The 15,893-nt window shown below is 65.7% G+C and carries 14 protein-coding genes; 12 read left to right on the forward strand and 2 right to left on the reverse strand.

The window, feature by feature from the left end; genetic code table 11:
- Positions 1–6: 6 nt before the first annotated feature.
- A complete protein-coding gene (locus ACNH6H_RS20845) occupies positions 7–252 on the forward strand; it encodes a hypothetical protein (protein ID WP_418320202.1) in 246 nt (81 codons plus the stop codon).
- A gap of 24 nt (positions 253–276) precedes the next feature.
- Here ACNH6H_RS20845 and ACNH6H_RS20850 read toward each other — a convergent pair whose 3' ends face one another.
- Positions 277–807, reverse strand: a complete 531-nt coding sequence (locus tag ACNH6H_RS20850; protein ID WP_418320203.1) for a DsrE family protein — start codon at positions 805–807, stop codon at positions 277–279.
- Between the two features lie 226 nt (positions 808–1,033).
- Here ACNH6H_RS20850 and ACNH6H_RS20855 point away from each other — a divergent pair, with 226 nt between their 5' ends.
- The 5 genes from ACNH6H_RS20855 (at position 1,034) to ACNH6H_RS20875 (ending at position 8,423) form a co-directional block, all read left to right on the forward strand.
- Entirely contained in the window at positions 1,034–1,516 is a 483-nt protein-coding gene (locus ACNH6H_RS20855) for a hemerythrin domain-containing protein (protein WP_418320204.1), read from the forward strand.
- A 185-nt stretch (positions 1,517–1,701) separates the two neighbouring features.
- Positions 1,702–2,835, forward strand: a complete 1,134-nt coding sequence (locus ACNH6H_RS20860) for an aminotransferase class V-fold PLP-dependent enzyme (RefSeq protein ID WP_418320205.1) — start codon at positions 1,702–1,704, stop codon at positions 2,833–2,835.
- 216 nt (positions 2,836–3,051) lie between these two features.
- Entirely contained in the window at positions 3,052–4,317 is a 1,266-nt protein-coding gene (locus ACNH6H_RS20865) for an efflux RND transporter periplasmic adaptor subunit (RefSeq protein WP_418320206.1), read from the forward strand.
- Positions 4,314–7,448, forward strand: coding sequence for an efflux RND transporter permease subunit (locus tag ACNH6H_RS20870; RefSeq protein ID WP_418320207.1), 3,135 nt, complete (start codon positions 4,314–4,316; stop codon positions 7,446–7,448). The genes ACNH6H_RS20865 and ACNH6H_RS20870 overlap by 4 nt, the downstream gene beginning before the upstream one ends.
- Positions 7,449–7,520: 72 nt before the next feature.
- Positions 7,521–8,423, forward strand: coding sequence for a YihY/virulence factor BrkB family protein (locus ACNH6H_RS20875; protein WP_418320208.1), 903 nt, complete (start codon positions 7,521–7,523; stop codon positions 8,421–8,423).
- A gap of 24 nt (positions 8,424–8,447) precedes the next feature.
- Here the strand turns inward: ACNH6H_RS20875 and ACNH6H_RS20880 are convergent, their stop codons facing one another.
- The gene (locus ACNH6H_RS20880) at positions 8,448–9,359 is read right to left on the reverse strand and encodes a MurR/RpiR family transcriptional regulator (RefSeq protein WP_418320209.1); all 912 of its coding nucleotides are present in this window, start codon (positions 9,357–9,359) and stop codon (positions 8,448–8,450) included.
- Positions 9,360–9,520: 161 nt separating this feature from the next.
- Here ACNH6H_RS20880 and ACNH6H_RS20885 point away from each other — a divergent pair, with 161 nt between their 5' ends.
- The 6 genes from ACNH6H_RS20885 to ACNH6H_RS20910 all read left to right on the forward strand — a co-directional run bounded on the left by ACNH6H_RS20885 (position 9,521) and on the right by ACNH6H_RS20910 (position 15,886).
- Complete coding sequence (locus ACNH6H_RS20885; RefSeq protein ID WP_418320210.1) at positions 9,521–10,054, forward strand: TRAP transporter small permease; 534 nt, start codon at positions 9,521–9,523, stop codon at positions 10,052–10,054.
- On the forward strand, positions 10,051–11,340 hold the full coding sequence (locus ACNH6H_RS20890) for a TRAP transporter large permease (protein WP_418320211.1): 1,290 nt from the start codon (positions 10,051–10,053) through the stop codon (positions 11,338–11,340). Before ACNH6H_RS20885 ends, ACNH6H_RS20890 begins: the two co-directional genes overlap by 4 nt.
- Before the next feature lie 76 nt (positions 11,341–11,416).
- Entirely contained in the window at positions 11,417–12,451 is a 1,035-nt protein-coding gene (locus ACNH6H_RS20895; protein ID WP_418320212.1) for a DctP family TRAP transporter solute-binding subunit, read from the forward strand.
- Between the two features lie 18 nt (positions 12,452–12,469).
- On the forward strand, positions 12,470–13,699 hold the full coding sequence (locus ACNH6H_RS20900) for a diaminopropionate ammonia-lyase (protein ID WP_418320213.1): 1,230 nt from the start codon (positions 12,470–12,472) through the stop codon (positions 13,697–13,699).
- Positions 13,696–14,949 carry a Zn-dependent hydrolase gene (locus ACNH6H_RS20905; RefSeq protein ID WP_418320214.1) on the forward strand — a complete coding sequence of 418 codons (1,254 nt, stop codon included), beginning with the start codon at positions 13,696–13,698 and terminating at the stop codon, positions 14,947–14,949. Before ACNH6H_RS20900 ends, ACNH6H_RS20905 begins: the two co-directional genes overlap by 4 nt.
- Before the next feature lies 1 nt (position 14,950).
- Positions 14,951–15,886, forward strand: coding sequence for an N-carbamoyl-D-amino-acid hydrolase (locus tag ACNH6H_RS20910; protein ID WP_418320215.1), 936 nt, complete (start codon positions 14,951–14,953; stop codon positions 15,884–15,886).
- Positions 15,887–15,893: the final 7 nt, after the last annotated feature.

Consider the following 15,893-nt stretch of genomic DNA (forward strand, 5'->3'; position numbering starts at 1 on the left):
TTAACCATGGCCGAATTTTTCAAGACCTCGACGATCTGGGTCGTCGACTTCCGCTACAAGGGCAAGGCGAGGCGCTGGTTCAAGGCCTTCGCGCCGGATGCAGATGTGAAACGGCTGGTCGGCGAAGAACTCGATCAGCTGTACGGCAGGGATGTGCAGATCGTCGAACTGCGACGCGCCACCGACGAGGAAGAACTGCAATACCTGCGCGACGAACTGCCGGTGCAGTCGTTCTGTCCGACCGGCCGCTGAACCGGCCGGGGCGTACCGCGCCGCCTACCAGGCGATGTAGGCGTAGCCCTGCTCCTGCAATTCCATCAATGTCGAGGCGCCGACTTCCTCGACCTCGGCGAAGTCGACCATGTCCTGCCCGGTCCATCGGTAGGTCTTCATCGTATTGCCGCAGGCGATGAAACGCACCCGGTACGACTTGGCCTGGCTCCTGGCGCGCTCGCGCAGCTGCGCCGAGACCGGCCGTTTCGGCGCCTTTGCCAGCAGATGGATGCCCGGGCCGAATGCGACGACCGCGATCGCGACGTTGTCGGCATATTTGCCGATCATCGCGCCGATCGAATTGAGGATGGCTTCGCCATGTTCGTCACCGGCCTTGTTCAGCTGGTAGACGAGCTTGTGTTCCGGCGGGTCGCCTGGAAAACGTTCGGCTTTCGGCTTTGCCGCACTGCCTTGCTGCGCGGCCGCCGGGCCGGCGGCCAGCAGTCCGGCGCCGAATGCCGGCAGGGTTTCGATCAGCCGGCGTCGGGTGGTCTTGCCGGCTGCGGTGGCGGGTGTTGCTGCGAGTCGTTTCATGGTGCTGCTTTCAAGGTCAATGCGCCGATTGGAACAAGCGCAACGCTTGCGGTCCAGTCCTACGCGATCTCGATTCGATTCCTGACGACGCAGGACACGACTCGTTTCAACAATGGCAGCGCACGTGCCGGTTGCGGTCGATGGTGCCCGCTGGTTGCGGTCATGCGATGTGATCCACCGCCGGCATTTGTCGCGATTTTCAACCACATAACAATTGGAGCGATCAATGGCAACTGCAACACGGAAATCGGCCAACGGGGCCGGCAGCAAGGCCCAGGACGCAATGGCAATGCTGCGCGCCGATCACAAGAAGGTCAGCGGCCTGTTCGAGGACTACGAAAAGGCGCGTTCGGCAAACCGCAAGCGCACACTGGTGCAGCAGATCTGCACCGAACTGACGGTGCATGCGCAGATCGAGGAGGAAATCTTCTATCCGGCGGTCAAGCAGGCGCTGAAGGACAAGGAGCTGGTTCCGGAAGCGACGGTCGAGCATGACACGTTGAAAAACCTGATCGCGCAGGTCGAGGGTGTCGAGCCCGACGGCGAGATGTTCGACGCGAAGATCAAGGTGATGTCCGAATACGTCAAGCACCATGTGAAGGAAGAGCAGGGCGAGATGTTCAAGAAGGCCAAGTCGACTCGGCTCGACATGAAGGAACTCGGCGCCCAGATGGCGCAGCGCAAGCAGGAATTGATGGCGCAGCGCTGACCCAACCGACTGGCGGTCGGCGAGCTGGCGCCGACCGCTGGCCGGCATCGTGCACACGTCGCGCCGCCGAGGCGGCGGCGGCCGTGCCGCCGTTGCCGGAATTCGCTCTGTGTTTCAATTCAGCGGTATCGGACCATAGCGCGCAGGCGCGCGCTGGCCGCGCGAAACACAGATCGGAGTTTTTCATGCCAGGTTTGCTGCCCACCGTCGATCCCGAAGGTCTGCTCGAATATTCGGTCGTCTATACCGACCGCGCGCTGAACCACATGTCGCAGAATTTCCAGGCGGTGATGCGTGGCGTCTCCTCTGTGCTGAAAGAGGTTTATGCAGCGCGTTCCGCGGTGGTCGTCCCCGGCAGCGGCACCTTCGGCATGGAAGCGGTGGCGCGCCAGTTCGGCGCCGGCAAACACTGCATGGTGCTGCGCAATGGCTGGTTCAGCTACCGCTGGACGCAGATTTTCGAGATGGGCGCCATCCCGGCGCAGCAGACGGTGCTGAAGGCGCGCCGGGTCGAACCGGGCAGCCAGGGTGCATTTGCGCCAGCGCCGGTCGACGAGGTGGTTGCCGCGATCCGCGAGCAGCGGCCCGATCTCGTTTGTGCGCCACACGTCGAAACCGCGTCGGGAATGATGTTGCCCGACGACTATCTGCGCCGTGTCGCCGATGCAGTGCATGAGGTCGGCGGCATGTTCGTGCTCGACTGCATTGCTTCTGGCGCGATCTGGGTCGACATGGAGAAAACCGGCGTCGACGTGCTGATCAGCGCACCCCAAAAGGGCTGGAGCGGCTCGCCGTGCTGCGCTTTCGTGATGCTGAGCCCGCTGGCGCGCGAACGCATCGAGTCGACGACCAGCAGCAGTTTTGCCGCCGACCTGCGCAAATGGCTGCAGATCATGGAGACCTACGAAGCGGGCGGCCATGCCTACCACGCGACACTGCCGACCGATGCGCTGACAAAAACCTACGACGCAATGCTGGAGAGCCGTGGCTACGGTTTTGCCCGTCTGCGCGCCGAGCAGCAACAGCTCGGCGATGCGGTGCGCAAGATGCTCGCCGAACGCGGCTTCCGCAGCGTTGCCGCGCCGGGCTTCGAGGCGCCGGGTGTCGTCGTCAGCTACACCGACGATCCGGGCATCCAGTCAGGCAAGAAGTTTGCCGCGCTCGGACTGCAGACCGCCGCCGGTGTGCCGCTGATGTGCGACGAAGGGGAAGACTTCAAGACCTTCCGGATCGGCCTGTTCGGCCTCGACAAGCTGCATGCCGTCGAGCGCAGCGTCGCCAGCCTCGCCGCGGCCCTGGACAAGATCCAGGCCAGCTGACCCGTCTGCGCAACGAAATTTGCGCAGATTTACCCGCCGGCAAGACAGGCGGCGGCAGCGCGTCGTAAGATTCGCCCCCTCAGACAGGCTGGGTCAACATTTTTGCGCCTTGTCCCTGGATTTCCCGTCCTTGCCGCCGCGAGCGTGAGCAGCCCATAGGGTTGGCCGCGCCGTGGTGTCGGGCAGCATCCGGCGCGACGCGGCATCGGGCATTTCATGAACAAGTCGATGATCGCGGTGGCGCTGGGAGCGGCCGGGCTGGCAGCTGCCGGCGGCTATTTCTATCTGCAGCAGCAACCCGATTCGTCGGCCAGCCATGTCGCCGGCGCCGCGGCTCCGGCCGCCGCTGGCGCTTCCGCTGCGAACAAGGGTGGTGGCGCGGCACGCCCGCCGGGCGGCGGTGGCCCGATCAGCGTGACGACGGTGAAGGCGCAGCAGCGTGACCAGCGCATCACGCTCGAGGCCACCGGCACTGTCAGCTCGTTGAATGTCGTCGACATCAAGCCGCAGGTCAGCAGCAAGGTCGAGCAGGTCCACGTCAAGGAGGGCCAGTTCGTGCGTCGCGGCGAGCTGCTGTTCACGCTCGACAACCGCGCCGACGCGGTCAACGTCACGAAAATGCGTGCCCAGCTGGCGCGCGACCAGGCTGCACTGAACGATGCGCAGCGCCAGCTCGCACGCAGCCGCGACCTGCTCGAGCAGAAATTCGTCTCGCAAAGCGCCGTCGACGCCGCACAGACGCAGGTCGAGACGCAGCAGGCGGTGGTTGCCGCAAGCAAGGCGGCGGTCGATGCTGCCGTACTCGGGCTTGGCTATCACCGCATCACCGCCCCGAGTGCCGGCCGCGTCGGCGCGGTCAACGTATTCCCGGGCAGCCTGGTCCAGCCGAGCGGTCCGGCGCTGCTGACGATCACCCAGCTCGATCCGATCGCGGTCAGCTTCAACCTGCCGCAACGCAACCTCGACGAGACGCTGCAGGGGCTGCGCGAAGGCGGCCTGCCGGTCAGCGCGCAGCTGCCGGACCGTTCCGACGGCACGCCCGGACCTCGGCTCGACGGCAAGCTGCAGTTCGTCGACAGCGTGGTCGACCAGTCGTCGGGTTCGGTGCGTGTCAAGGCGGTCTTCGACAACCCGCAGCAGCACCTCTGGCCGGGCGGCTATGTGAAGGTAGCGCTCGCGGTGCGCACGCTGCGTGACGCGATCGTCATTCCGCAGGCGGCGATCGTCACAGGCGTCAAAGGCCGGACGGTTTTTGTCGTCGATGCCGACGACAAGGTCCAGCCGCGGCCGGTCGAGATCGTTCATCCGGTCGGTCAGGACGCGGTTGTCAGCGGGCTGCAGGCGGGCGACCGCATCGTTGTCGATGGCCGGGAGAATGTGCGCGCCGGCAGCAAGGTCGTCGAACGCGGCGGCCAGGGCGGAGCCGGCAAGCCTGGCCGTGCCGGCACGCCGGCATCCGGTGCTGCCGGGGTGACGCCATGAACCTGAGCGAGTTGTTCATCCGCCGTCCGGTGATGACGGTGCTGCTGAACCTGGCAATCATCGTCGCCGGCCTGATCGCCTACAGCCGCATCCCGGTGGCCGCGCTGCCGAGCTACAACACGCCGGTGATCAATGTCTCGGCGTCGTTGCCCGGCGCGAGCCCGGAGGCGATGGCCAGCGCGGTCGCGCTGCCGCTCGAAAAACAGTTCCAGACGATTCCCGGCCTGAACCTGATCAGCTCGACCAGCACCCTCGGCTCGACCTCGGTGACGCTGGAATTTGTCGAAAGCCGCGACATCGACGAGGCCGCGGTCGACGTGCAGGCGGCGCTGCTGCGCGCGCAGCGCTCGTTGCCGATCGAGATGACCTCGCCGCCCAGCTACCGCAAGGTCAATCCGGCCGATGCGCCGATCCTGTTCCTCGCGCTGACCTCGCCGTCGATGAACCCGTCGGAGCTGAACGACTATGCCGAGCACCTGATCCAGCCGGCGCTGTCGACGCTCGACGGCATCGCGCAGGTCAATGTCTTCGGCTCGAAGCGCTTTGCGGTGCGCATCCAGGTCGATCCGCAGGCGCTCGCTGCGCGCAACATCAGCCTCGACGAACTGAGCGCGGCGCTGCGCTCGGCCAATGCGAATACGCCGGTCGGCACACTCGAGGGCCAGCGCCAGACGCTGACGCTGACCGCCAATCGCCAGCTCGCCAATGCGGCCGAATTCGGCGAACTGATCGTCAGCAACCGCGGCGGCAGCCCGGTGCGGCTGAAGGACGTCGCCAACGTCGTCGACAGTTATGAATCTCTGCGCTCGCACGCCGACCTGAATGGCCAGAGCGCGATCTTCCTTTCGGTGATGCGCCAGCCCGATGCGAATACCGTGCAGGTGGTCGATGCGATCAAGGAGCGGCTGCCGGGTTTTCGCGAGCAGCTGCCGCAGTCGGTCAACCTGGTGCTGGTCGGCGACCGCTCGACGTCGATCCGCGAGGCGCTGCACGATGTGACGCTGACGATGTACGGCACGATCGTGCTGGTGGTGCTGGTGATCTTCCTGTTCCTGCGCCGCTTCTACGCAACCGTGATTCCGGCGTTGTCGCTGCCGGTATCGCTGATCGGTGCGATCGCGATGTTGTGGGCGTTCGGCTATACGCTCGACAACATCTCGCTGCTCGGGCTGACGCTGGCCGTCGGGCTCGTTGTCGACGACGCGATCGTGATGCTCGAAAACATCATGCGCCATGTCGAGGAGGGCATGGCGCCATTCGAGGCGGCGCTGAAAGGCTCGCGCGAGGTCGGCTTCACGATCATCTCGATATCCAGTTCGCTGATCGCGGTCTTCATCCCGATTTTCTTCATGCCCGGCGTGATCGGGCTGCTGTTCCACGAATTTGCCGTCATCGTCTCGCTGGCGATCGTCGCGTCGGCGTTCGTTTCGCTGACGCTGGTGCCGATGATGGCCGGCAAGTTTCTGACCGACGAGCAGCACAAGAAGCGGCCCGGCGCGCTGGTCCGCGCCTTCGGCCGCGCCTTCGACTGGATGCTGGCCCTGTACACGCGCAGCCTCGACATGGCGTTGCGGCACCGCCGCTTCGTGCTCGGCGTCGCTTTTGCAACCTTTGCCGCGACTGCGGTGCTGTTCTACGTGATCCCGAAGGGCTTTTTCCCGCAGGAGGACATCGGCCAGATCCGCGTCTCGACCGAAGCCGCCGAGGACACCTCGTACGAGGAGATGGTGCGGCTGCAGGCGCGCGTCGCCGAACTGGTGCGCAGCGATCCGAATGTGTTGTCGGTCAATTCATTCGTTGGCGGCGGCGGTGCGATGAATACCGGGCGCATGTTCATCAATCTGAAGCCACTCGGCGAGCGGGCGCCGATGAAGCAGGTCGTCGAGGACCTGCGCCGCAAGCTGCGCCAGGTGCCGGGCATCCAGTCATTCATGCAGCCGGTGCAGAACCTGCGCCTCGGCGGGCGGCAGAGCAAGGCGCAATACCAGTACATCCTGCAAAGCGTCGCCGCCGACGAGCTGAACGACTGGGCGATCAAGCTGCAGGAGAAGCTGCGCGAGGACCCGCTGTTCCGCGACGTCACCAGCGACTCGCAGCTGAAGGGGCTGCAGGCGTCGCTGAAGATCGACCGCGACCGCGCCAATACGCTCGGCATCTCGATCGACAACCTGCGCTCGACGCTGTACAGCGCATTCGGCGAGCGCCAGGTCTCGACGATCTATACCTCGGTCGACAGCTACCAGGTGATCATGGAGCTGAAGGCCGACGCGCGGCGCGACGAGCGCGCATTCTCCGAGGTCTTCATGCGCTCGAATACCGGCGCGCTGGTGCCGCTGTCGAGTTTTGCCACCGTCGAGCGCAGCATCGGTCCGACCTCGGTCAACCATGTCGGCCAGTTGCAGGCGGTCACGGTGTCGTTCAACCTCGCGCCGGGTGCCGCGCTCGGCGAAGCAACGAGCAAGCTCGACGCCTACCGCAACCAGCTCGGCATGCCGGCATCGATCATCACCCGCTATGGCGGCGATGCCGCGGTGTTCAAGGATTCGCAGGGCGGCCAGGCGATCCTGCTGATTGCTGCGCTGCTCGTGATCTACGTGTTGCTCGGCGTGCTGTACGAGAGCTACATCCATCCGATCACGATCCTCGCCGGCCTGCCGTCGGCGGCGGTCGGCGCCCTGCTGACCTTGCAGATGTTCGGCCAGGACCTGACGCTGATCGCGACGATCGGCATCCTGCTGCTGATCGGCATCGTGAAGAAAAACGCGATCATGATGATCGACTTCGCGCTCGATGCGCAGCGCAACCACGGCGTCGGTGCTGCCGAGGCGATCCGCGAGGCCTGCATCCTGCGGTTCCGGCCGATCATGATGACGACGCTGGCGGCGATGATGGGCGCCTTGCCGATTGCGCTTGGCCTCGGCGCCGGCGCCGAACTGCGCCAGCCGCTCGGCCTCGCGGTGGTCGGCGGGCTGGTCTTTTCGCAGGCGATCACGCTGTACATCACGCCGGTGATCTTCATCGCCCTCGACCGCTTCAGCGGCAAGGGGCCGGTGACGACGCCCGAACATGTCGTTCCGGCCGGCGCCGCCGACCTGCCGCTGCCGACGCGGCTGGCCAGCGGCAACGACTGACGAGGCGTCGGCCTACGGGCGCAGCAGCCAATCTGGGTCATCATCGGCGGGCGTCTCGCGCGATGACCCACCATGCCACCACTGCTCGACCAGCAAGCCCGCAAGATTCTGGCCCGGCCGGGCGCCTTTGCGTTGCGCACGCTGAAGGCGTTCCGCGCCAACCAGGGCCTGCTGCTGGCCGGCGCGGTGGCCTATTACGCGCTGCTGTCGATCGTGCCGATGCTGATCCTGACGGTGATTGCCTTGTCGCATTTCATCGACCAGGGCGCACTGCTGCACACGCTCGGCCACTACCTCGAATGGTTGATACCGGGCCAGTCGGCGGCAATCGTCACCGAACTGGCCAATTTTCTGCAGCACCGCAATGTGATCGGCTGGGTGCTGCTGATCAGCATGATCTTCTTCAGCTCGCTGGCTTTCACCGTTCTCGAAAACGCGATGTCGGTGATCTTCCACCACCGGGTCGTGATCAAGCGGCGGCATTTCCTGATGTCGGCAGTGCTGCCCTATCTGTACATCCTGTCGCTCGGCTTCGGCCTGCTGCTGGCGACGCTGGTCGCCGGCAGCCTGCAGGCGATGGGCGAGCGCGAAGTCGAGTTTCTCGGCCAGATCTGGTCGCTCGAAGGGGCCTCCGGCCTCCTGCTCTACCTGCTCGGTTTTGCCGGCGAGGTGCTGGTGCTGACCTCGCTTTATCTGGTGATGCCGGTCGGCCGGCTGTCGCTGCTGCACGCGGTGTTCGGTGCCGTCACCGCGGCACTGCTGTGGGAGGTCTCGCGGCATGTGCTGCTCTGGTATTTCGAGACGCTGTCGCAGATCGGCACCGTCTACGGCTCGCTGACGACCGCGATTGCGGTGTTGCTGAGCCTGGAGCTCGGTGCGACGCTGCTGCTGCTCGGAGCGCAGGTGATCTCCGAATACGAACGCGAACGGCGCGTCGGCACCGACGCGCCGCCGCGGCCGTTCACGACCGACTGAATACGCCGACAGCGTTACCGGCGGTCAGGCCAGATCGCCGAGGCTGCCGTGCCAGCGTTCGACCTCCTGCAACCGGCGTCGGCCCGACTCGCCGAGTGCCTGCGCCAGCTGCGCCGCGAGAAAATTGAGCAGGCTGACCGCGGCGACATAACTGTCGAACATCGACGCGCTGCGGCAATGGCAGCTCAACGTCCAGTCGGCAAAACGCAGGTCGGCGGCGCCCGACGGGTCGGTGACCAGCACGATGCGCGCGCGGGCGGAATGGGCGGCACGCAGCGCCGCAGCAAACGCCGGCACGCGACGCCGGAAGCCGACCGCGAAGACCAGATCGTCTGCACCGAGCCCGACCATTGCCTCGGCCAGCGTCTCGGCCGGCAGCGGCGCCAGCTCGATGCCAGGGCGCAGCAGGCCGAACTGCGAATGCGCATACATCGCCAGCCAGGCGCTGTTGCGAAAGCCGATCACGACGACGCGGCGGGCCGACGCCAGAACCTCGATGGCCGCTTCGAGGTCGCCATTCGTCAATGCGCCGAGCGACTGCGCGAGGATCTGCTGGTCCGCGGCGACGTGGCGCGCAAATGCGGCGCGTGCGCCGACTTCGACCGGTGCCTTGGCCTCCAGGTAGACCGGTGACCCCCATTGCTGTGCCTCGCGGGCTTCGCTGCGTGCCTCGGCATAACTGGCAAAGCCGAGCCGCTGGATCAGCCGCGTGACCGCTGCCTTCGACGCCTTCGCAGCAGCCGCGAGTTCGGTCGCCGAATGGGTCGCGAGCCGGCCCGGGTGATGCAGCAGCACATCGGCCACCACCACCTCGCTGCCGGGCAGCGACTGGTAGCAGGCGCGGATGCGGTCTTCCAGCGTCAGCAAGGGCGCGGCGGCGCGGCCATCGTGGTCATCGGCCGGCGCGGACGAAGCAGGCAAGGGTTTTTGGCGCATCGATTGGTACGGGTTTTGCTCAGGACATCGTCAACGGCTGAAACTAGCGTTTTACCGGATTAGATTATGAAACGAACGGATCACAATGGTGCCTGCGACGACTCCCTTCATCCAGCTCGGTGCGTTCTGCACCAGGCCGGGGCCACAACCCGAGGACCACGATGAGCGAGACGCTTGAATTGACCGGTCTGGCCGCACGGGCCGACCGGCTCAGCCTGAAGCTCGGCTGGTGGACCGACCGGGCGGCCGCGGTGCTGCTGGCGGTGCTGATCCTCGACGTCTGGCTCGGCGTATTTGCCCGCTACATTCTGCCGCTGCCGATCACCTTCATGGAGGAGGCGGCTCGCTACCTGATGATCTGGGTTGCGCTGCTCGCCGTGTCGAGCTGCATCCCGCGCCGCGAACACATCGGTGTGCAGGTGTTGTTCGAACGGCTGCCCGCGGCAATCCGCCGCCATCTGCTGCTGCTGCTCGACCTGCTCGGCATCGTCTTCTTCCTGTTTCTCGCGTTCTACGGCGTCGGCCTGGTCGAACGCGGCGCGAAGACCTTCACGATGATCTCCGGCATGAGCAAGGCGCTGCCGTTTGCTGCAGTCCCGGTCGGCGCCACGCTCGCCGCGATCCAGCTGGCGCTGGTGGCGATCCGCGACCAGGCACGCCTGCGTCAGCAACCCCTTGCCGTGGTATTCCCATGACCATCGTCGCCGTCTCCTTTTTCCTGCTGATGCTGGTCGGCATGCCGATCGGCTATGTGCTCGGGATTGCCGGCCTGATCGGCATGTGGACCATCGACCCGGGCGGGCGCTTTTTCCCGATGGCCGCCGAGCGTTTTTTCGCCGGCCTCGACCTGTTCACCTTCCTCGCGATGCCGTTTTTCATCTTCGCCGGCGAGATCATGAACCGCTCCGGCATCACCGACCGGCTGATCGGCCTGGCCGATGCGCTGGTCGGCTACATGCGCGGCGGCATGGCGCATTCGAACATGGTCGCTTCGGTGATGTTCGCCGGCCTGTCGGGTGCGGCAACGGCCGATGCCGCGGCATTCGGCAACACGCTGGTGCCGGCGATGGTCAAGAAGGGCTATTCGCGGCCGTTTTCCTGCGCGGTGACCGCTGCCGGGTCGATCATCGGCCCGACCATCCCGCCGTCGAACCTGATGATCATCTACGGTTCGCTGATGGGCGTATCGATCGCCGGCCTGTTCGCTGCCGGCATCCTGCCCGGGCTGTTGATCTGCGCGGTCTGCATGGCGGTGATCCGGCTCGGCGCCAACCGTTTCAAGCTGCCGCCGGCAGAGGGGCGGCTCAGCCTGTGGAACATCATCCGCGCATTCAAGGATGGTTTTGCCGCGCTGCTGATGCCGGTGATGATCCTCGGCGGCATCCTCGCCGGCATCGTCACGCCGACCGAAGCGGCGTCGATCGCGGTGTTCTATGCGCTGGTGATGGGTGCGTTCGTCTACCGCAAGGTCGGCTGGGCCGATCTCGAGGAGATGCTGATCCGCACCGCGCGCATCACCGGCATCGTCTTCCTGATCATCGCGTCGGCGTCGATCCTCGGCTGGTGGATGACCTTCAACCAGATTCCACAGGCGATTGCCGCGGCCTTCCTGACGGTCTCCGACAACCCGGCGGTGATCGTCGCACTGATCCTGTCGATGCTGCTGTTCATCGGCATGTTCATGGACATCAATGCGATGCTGATCATCCTGGCACCGGTGCTGGCGCCGCTGACGGTGACGATCGGCATGGACCCGATCCATGCCGGAATCATGATCGTGCTGGCGCTGAACATCTCGCTGATGACGCCGCCGGTCGGTGCCTGCCTGTTCGTGCTCGCGTCGGTCACCGGCGAGCGCATCGAGCGGATCGCGAAATCGCTGTGGCCGTTCCTGATCGCCGAGGTGACGATCCTGTTCGGCGTTGCCTACATCCCCGAACTGACCCTGTTCGTGCCGCGCCTGCTTGGCCTGGCGCAGTGAGTTTTCCCGCCGGCGCCCGGCTGCGGGCCGCCATTTGATCGACCCCCTCTTTCCACCGTCCGACAAGGAGTTTTTGATGTCCCTCTTCAACAAGATCACGCTGGCCGCCGCCGCCCTGCTGCTTGCCTCGTCGCCGGCACTGGCGCAGAAGACGATGCGCCTGGCCCACCTGAACCCCGACAGCCCATTCGAGAGCCACTCCGGCGCGATGGCCGCTGTCTTCAAGAACCTGGTCGAGACCGGCACCAACGGCAGCGTCAAGGTGCAGTTGTTCGCCAACGGCCAGCTCGGCAAGGACAACGAAGTCATCCAGCAGGTGCGTGACGGCATCGTCGAATCGACGATCTCGTCGGCCGGCGGCATTGCCCAGCACTACAAGATGGTCGGCGTGTTCGACATGCCGTTTGCCTTCCCGAACATCGCGGTGGCCGACAAGGTGATGGACAAGGACAGCGATTTCGGCAAGAAGTTCAGCGCCGACCTGCAGGCCAAGACCGGACTGAAGGTGCTCGGACTGCTCGACAGCGGCGGCTTCTTCGCGATCAGCAATTCGAAGCGGCCGATCAAGACCGCCGCCGACATGAACGGCCTGCGCATCCGCACGATGACGCTGCCGACCCACGAGACGACGGTCAAGTCGCTCGGCGGCCAGCCGACGCCGCTGCCGTGGGCGGAGGTCTACACCTCGCTGCAGACCGGTGTTGCCGACGGCCAGATGAACCCGATCCCGATCATCGCGTTCGCGAAGTTCGACGAGGTGCAGAAATTCCTGTCGATCACCAACCACGTGATCACGCCGTATATCTGGACGATGAACCAGAAGTTCTACGACGGCCTGACGGCTGACGAGAAGCGGGTCGTCGACAACGCCGCCGAAGTGGCGGTCGGCGCCGGCCGTGGCATCTCGCGGATCATCGAGGCATCGACCGAGAAGGGCCTGCCGAAGCTCGGCAAGAAGATGACGATCAATGCGATCCCGCCGGCCGAGTTGAAGAAGTTCGCCGCCGTTGCCCAGCCGGCGGTTCGCAAGGTGATCGAGGAGCAGCTCGGCGCCGAAGGTGTCTCGATGCTCAATGCGATGCTCGCCGATATCGACAAGGCCTCGAAATAACGACGGAGGAAAGCCGGCATGTCTTTCGAACTGTTGACAACCGACGGTGTGCGCGCGATGCGCAACCCGTCGGCCGCACCGGCCTCCGAGCCGTATGGGCCGGTGCGCTCGGAAATCCTGAACGATGCCGGCTTCAACGCTGCCCAGCGCGAGATCTGCCAGTGGCCCGGTTATGCGCCGACGCCGCTGCGTGAACTGCCGGCGCTGGCCGAGCGGCTCGGCGTCGCCAGCGTCCATTACAAGGACGAGGGCGACCGCTTCGGGCTGAAAAGTTTCAAGGCGCTCGGTGGTGCCTATGCGGTCTACCGGCTGCTCGCGCAGGCAATCGCGCGCCGCAATGGCGGCGAGCCGGTGCGTGCGGCCGACGTCGTCGCCGGGCGCTGGCGCGAGGTCGTCAAGGACATCACGGTGACCTGCGCGACCGACGGCAACCACGGCCGTTCGGTCGCCTGGGGCGCGCAGCTGTTCGGCTGCCGCTGCGTGATCTATATCCATGCGACGGTCAGCGAAGGCCGCGGTGCGGCGATCGCGAAATACGGTGCCGAGGTAATCCGGGTGCGAGGCAACTACGACGATTCGGTGCGCCATGCCGATGCGCAGGCCAAGGCCAACGGCTGGACCGTCGTCAGCGATACGACCTACGAGGGTTATCGCGCGATACCGATCGATGTGATGCACGGCTACGGCGTGATGTCGCGCGAGATCGTCGAGCAGATCGGCGCGACGCCGCCGACCCATGTGATCGTGCAGGCCGGCGTCGGTGCACTCGCGGCATCGGTCGCCGCCGCCTTCTGGCTCGCCTGGGGTGACAAGCGGCCGAAGCTGGTGATCGTCGAGCCGACCGAGGCGGATTGCTATCTGCAAAGCGCGCAGGCCGGCAAGCCGGTTGCGGTGACCGGTGCGCTGGACACCGTGATGGCCGGCCTGGCCTGTGGCGAGGTCTCGCCGGCGGCCTGGGAAATCGTCTCGGCCGCCGCCGACGGCTACCTCGCGATCGACGACCACTACGCACTCGACGGGGTGCGCCTGTTCGCCAATCCGCAACGCGGCGATCCGGCGATCGTCTCCGGCGAGACCGGCGCCACCGGCCTCGGTGCGCTGCTCGCCGCACGCGAGCACCGGGAGCTTGCCGAACTGCTCGGCATCGATGCGCAATCGCGGGTGCTGCTGCTCGGCAGCGAGGGCGATACCGATCCCGAGATCTATCGCCAGATCACCGGCCGCAGCGCCGAGGCCGTGCGTTCATGAGCGCGCCGGCGGCGACGCAGGCGCTGCGCATCGATCAGGCCCGCTTGATCGAGCGCCTGGATCAGCTGGCGCAGATCGGCCCGATCGATGGCGGCGGCAGCTGCCGGCTGGCGCTGACCGACGACGACCGGCGCGGCCGCGATCTCGTCGTGTCGTGGATGCGCGAACTCGGCATGGCGGTGCATATTGATGCCATCGGCAACGTCTTCGGCGTGCGCGCCGGAACCCGCGAGCTGCCGCCGGTGATGACCGGGTCCCACATCGATACCGTGCGCACCGGTGGTCGCTACGACGGCAACCTCGGCGTGATCGGCGGGCTCGAAGTGGTGCAGACGCTGAACGATGCCGGCATCGAGACCGAGCGGCCGATCGTCGTCGCCTTCTTCACCGACGAGGAGGGCGCGCGGTTTGCGCCGGACATGCTCGGCTCGCTGGTTTACGTGGGTGGCATGGCGCTGGACGAGGCGCTCGACGTGCGCGGGATCGACGGCGCGCGGCTCGGCGATGAACTCGAGCGCATCGGCTATGCCGGCAGCGCTCCGATGACCACGCTGAAACCAGCGGCGTTTGTCGAACTGCACATCGAGCAAGGCCCGGTGCTCGACGCCGAAGGCCTGACGATCGGCGCCGTCGAGGACCTGCAGGGCATCTCGTGGCAGGAGCTGACGATCACCGGCCAGTCCAATCATGCCGGCACGACGCCGATGCGGCTGCGCCACGATGCCGCTTATGCGGCAGCCGCGGTTGCGAACTTCGTGCGCCAGCTGACCCGCGAGATGGGCGGTTCGCAGGTCGCCACCGTCGGCAAGATCGACCTGCACCCGAACCTGATCAACGTGATCGCGGCGCGGGCCCGGCTGACCGTCGACCTGCGCAATACCGATGAAACGCTGCTGCAGCAGGCCGAGCAGCGTCTGGGCGATTTCCTGCAGCAGCTCGCGAAGGACGAAGGCGTGACGATAGAGAGCCGCCAGCTGGCACGTTTCGAGCCGGTGATCTTCGACGCCGGCGTCGTGCAGCGCATCGAGGCGGTGACCTCGCGCCTCGGCTACTCGCAGCGGCGCATCACCTCGGGTGCCGGCCACGACGCGCAGATGCTCGCGCGCATCTGCCCGACCGCGATGATCTTCGTGCCCAGCATCAAGGGCATCAGCCACAACCCGGCGGAGCACACCGAACCCGCCGATCTGGCCGCAGGCGGCAATGTGCTGTTGCACACGCTGCTCGAGCTGGCCAGCCAGGAGACCTGACATGCCCAGAATCGTCACCGTCGGCGCCGCCCAGCTCGGCCCGATCGCCCGCAGCGACACCCGCAAGCAGGTCGTCGAGCGAATGATCGCGTTGATGAACGATGCCGCGCAGCATGGCTGCGACCTCGTCGTTTTCCCCGAACTCGCGCTGACGACGTTTTTCCCGCGCTGGTATATCGAGGACCAGGCCGAGCTTGACCAGTTCTACGAGCGCGAGATGCCGGGCCCCGAGACGCAGCCACTGTTCGACGCGGCAAAAAGGCTCGGCGTCGGCTTCTACCTCGGTTATGCGGAACTGAGCGTCGAGGACGGCCGGCCGCGCCATTTCAATACCTCGATCACCGTCGACAAGACCGGCACCATTGTCGGCAAATACCGCAAGATCCATCTGCCCGGCCATGCCGAACACGAACCCTGGCGCCAGTTCCAGCATCTGGAGAAGCGCTATTTCGAAACCGGCAACCTCGAGTTCAATGTCTTCCGCGCCTTCGATGGCGTGATCGGCATGGCGATCTGCAACGATCGGCGCTGGCCCGAGACCTACCGCGTGATGGGCCTGCAGGGTGCCGAGATGATCCTGATCGGCTACAACACGCCGGTCCACAACCCGCCGGCGCCGGAGCACGATGCGTTGTCGCACTTCCACAATGAGCTGGTGATGCAGTCGGGCGCCTACCAGAACGGCAGCTGGGTTGTCGGCGTCGCGAAGGCCGGCGTCGAGGAAGGCGTGATGCAGATCGGCAATTCGATCATCGTCGCGCCGTCGGGCGAAATCGTTGCCGCCTGCAGCACCGTCGGTGACGAACTGGCGATCGCCCGCTGCGACCTCGACCTGACGAAGTCATACAAGAATACGACCTTCAATTTTGCGAAACACCGCGAGCCGCAGGCCTACGCGATGATCGTCGAGCGCAAGGGTGCGGTGCCGCCGGCCTAGCCGATGG

The sequence above is a fragment of the Pseudideonella sakaiensis genome, from assembly GCF_048320135.1.
Classification (GTDB): Bacteria; Pseudomonadota; Gammaproteobacteria; order Burkholderiales; family Burkholderiaceae_C; genus Ideonella_A; species Ideonella_A sakaiensis_A.

What these genes read in the sequence shown, in the direction of transcription:
- ACNH6H_RS20865 (WP_418320206.1), top strand. Translation starts at nt 3,052, where the DNA reads ATGAACAAGTCGATGATCGCGGTGGCGCTGGGAGCGGCCGGGCTGGCA.
- ACNH6H_RS20870 (WP_418320207.1), top strand. Translation starts at nt 4,314, where the DNA reads ATGAACCTGAGCGAGTTGTTCATCCGCCGTCCGGTGATGACGGTGCTG.
- ACNH6H_RS20875 (WP_418320208.1), top strand. Translation starts at nt 7,521, where the DNA reads ATGCCACCACTGCTCGACCAGCAAGCCCGCAAGATTCTGGCCCGGCCG.
- ACNH6H_RS20890 (WP_418320211.1), top strand. Translation starts at nt 10,051, where the DNA reads ATGACCATCGTCGCCGTCTCCTTTTTCCTGCTGATGCTGGTCGGCATG.
- ACNH6H_RS20895 (WP_418320212.1), top strand. Translation starts at nt 11,417, where the DNA reads ATGTCCCTCTTCAACAAGATCACGCTGGCCGCCGCCGCCCTGCTGCTT.
- ACNH6H_RS20860 (WP_418320205.1), top strand. Translation starts at nt 1,702, where the DNA reads ATGCCAGGTTTGCTGCCCACCGTCGATCCCGAAGGTCTGCTCGAATAT.
- ACNH6H_RS20850 (WP_418320203.1), bottom strand. Translation starts at nt 807, where the DNA reads ATGAAACGACTCGCAGCAACACCCGCCACCGCAGCCGGCAAGACCACC.
- ACNH6H_RS20845 (WP_418320202.1), top strand. Translation starts at nt 7, where the DNA reads ATGGCCGAATTTTTCAAGACCTCGACGATCTGGGTCGTCGACTTCCGC.
- ACNH6H_RS20880 (WP_418320209.1), bottom strand. Translation starts at nt 9,359, where the DNA reads ATGCGCCAAAAACCCTTGCCTGCTTCGTCCGCGCCGGCCGATGACCAC.
- ACNH6H_RS20885 (WP_418320210.1), top strand. Translation starts at nt 9,521, where the DNA reads ATGAGCGAGACGCTTGAATTGACCGGTCTGGCCGCACGGGCCGACCGG.
- ACNH6H_RS20910 (WP_418320215.1), top strand. Translation starts at nt 14,951, where the DNA reads ATGCCCAGAATCGTCACCGTCGGCGCCGCCCAGCTCGGCCCGATCGCC.
- ACNH6H_RS20855 (WP_418320204.1), top strand. Translation starts at nt 1,034, where the DNA reads ATGGCAACTGCAACACGGAAATCGGCCAACGGGGCCGGCAGCAAGGCC.
- ACNH6H_RS20905 (WP_418320214.1), top strand. Translation starts at nt 13,696, where the DNA reads ATGAGCGCGCCGGCGGCGACGCAGGCGCTGCGCATCGATCAGGCCCGC.
- ACNH6H_RS20900 (WP_418320213.1), top strand. Translation starts at nt 12,470, where the DNA reads ATGTCTTTCGAACTGTTGACAACCGACGGTGTGCGCGCGATGCGCAAC.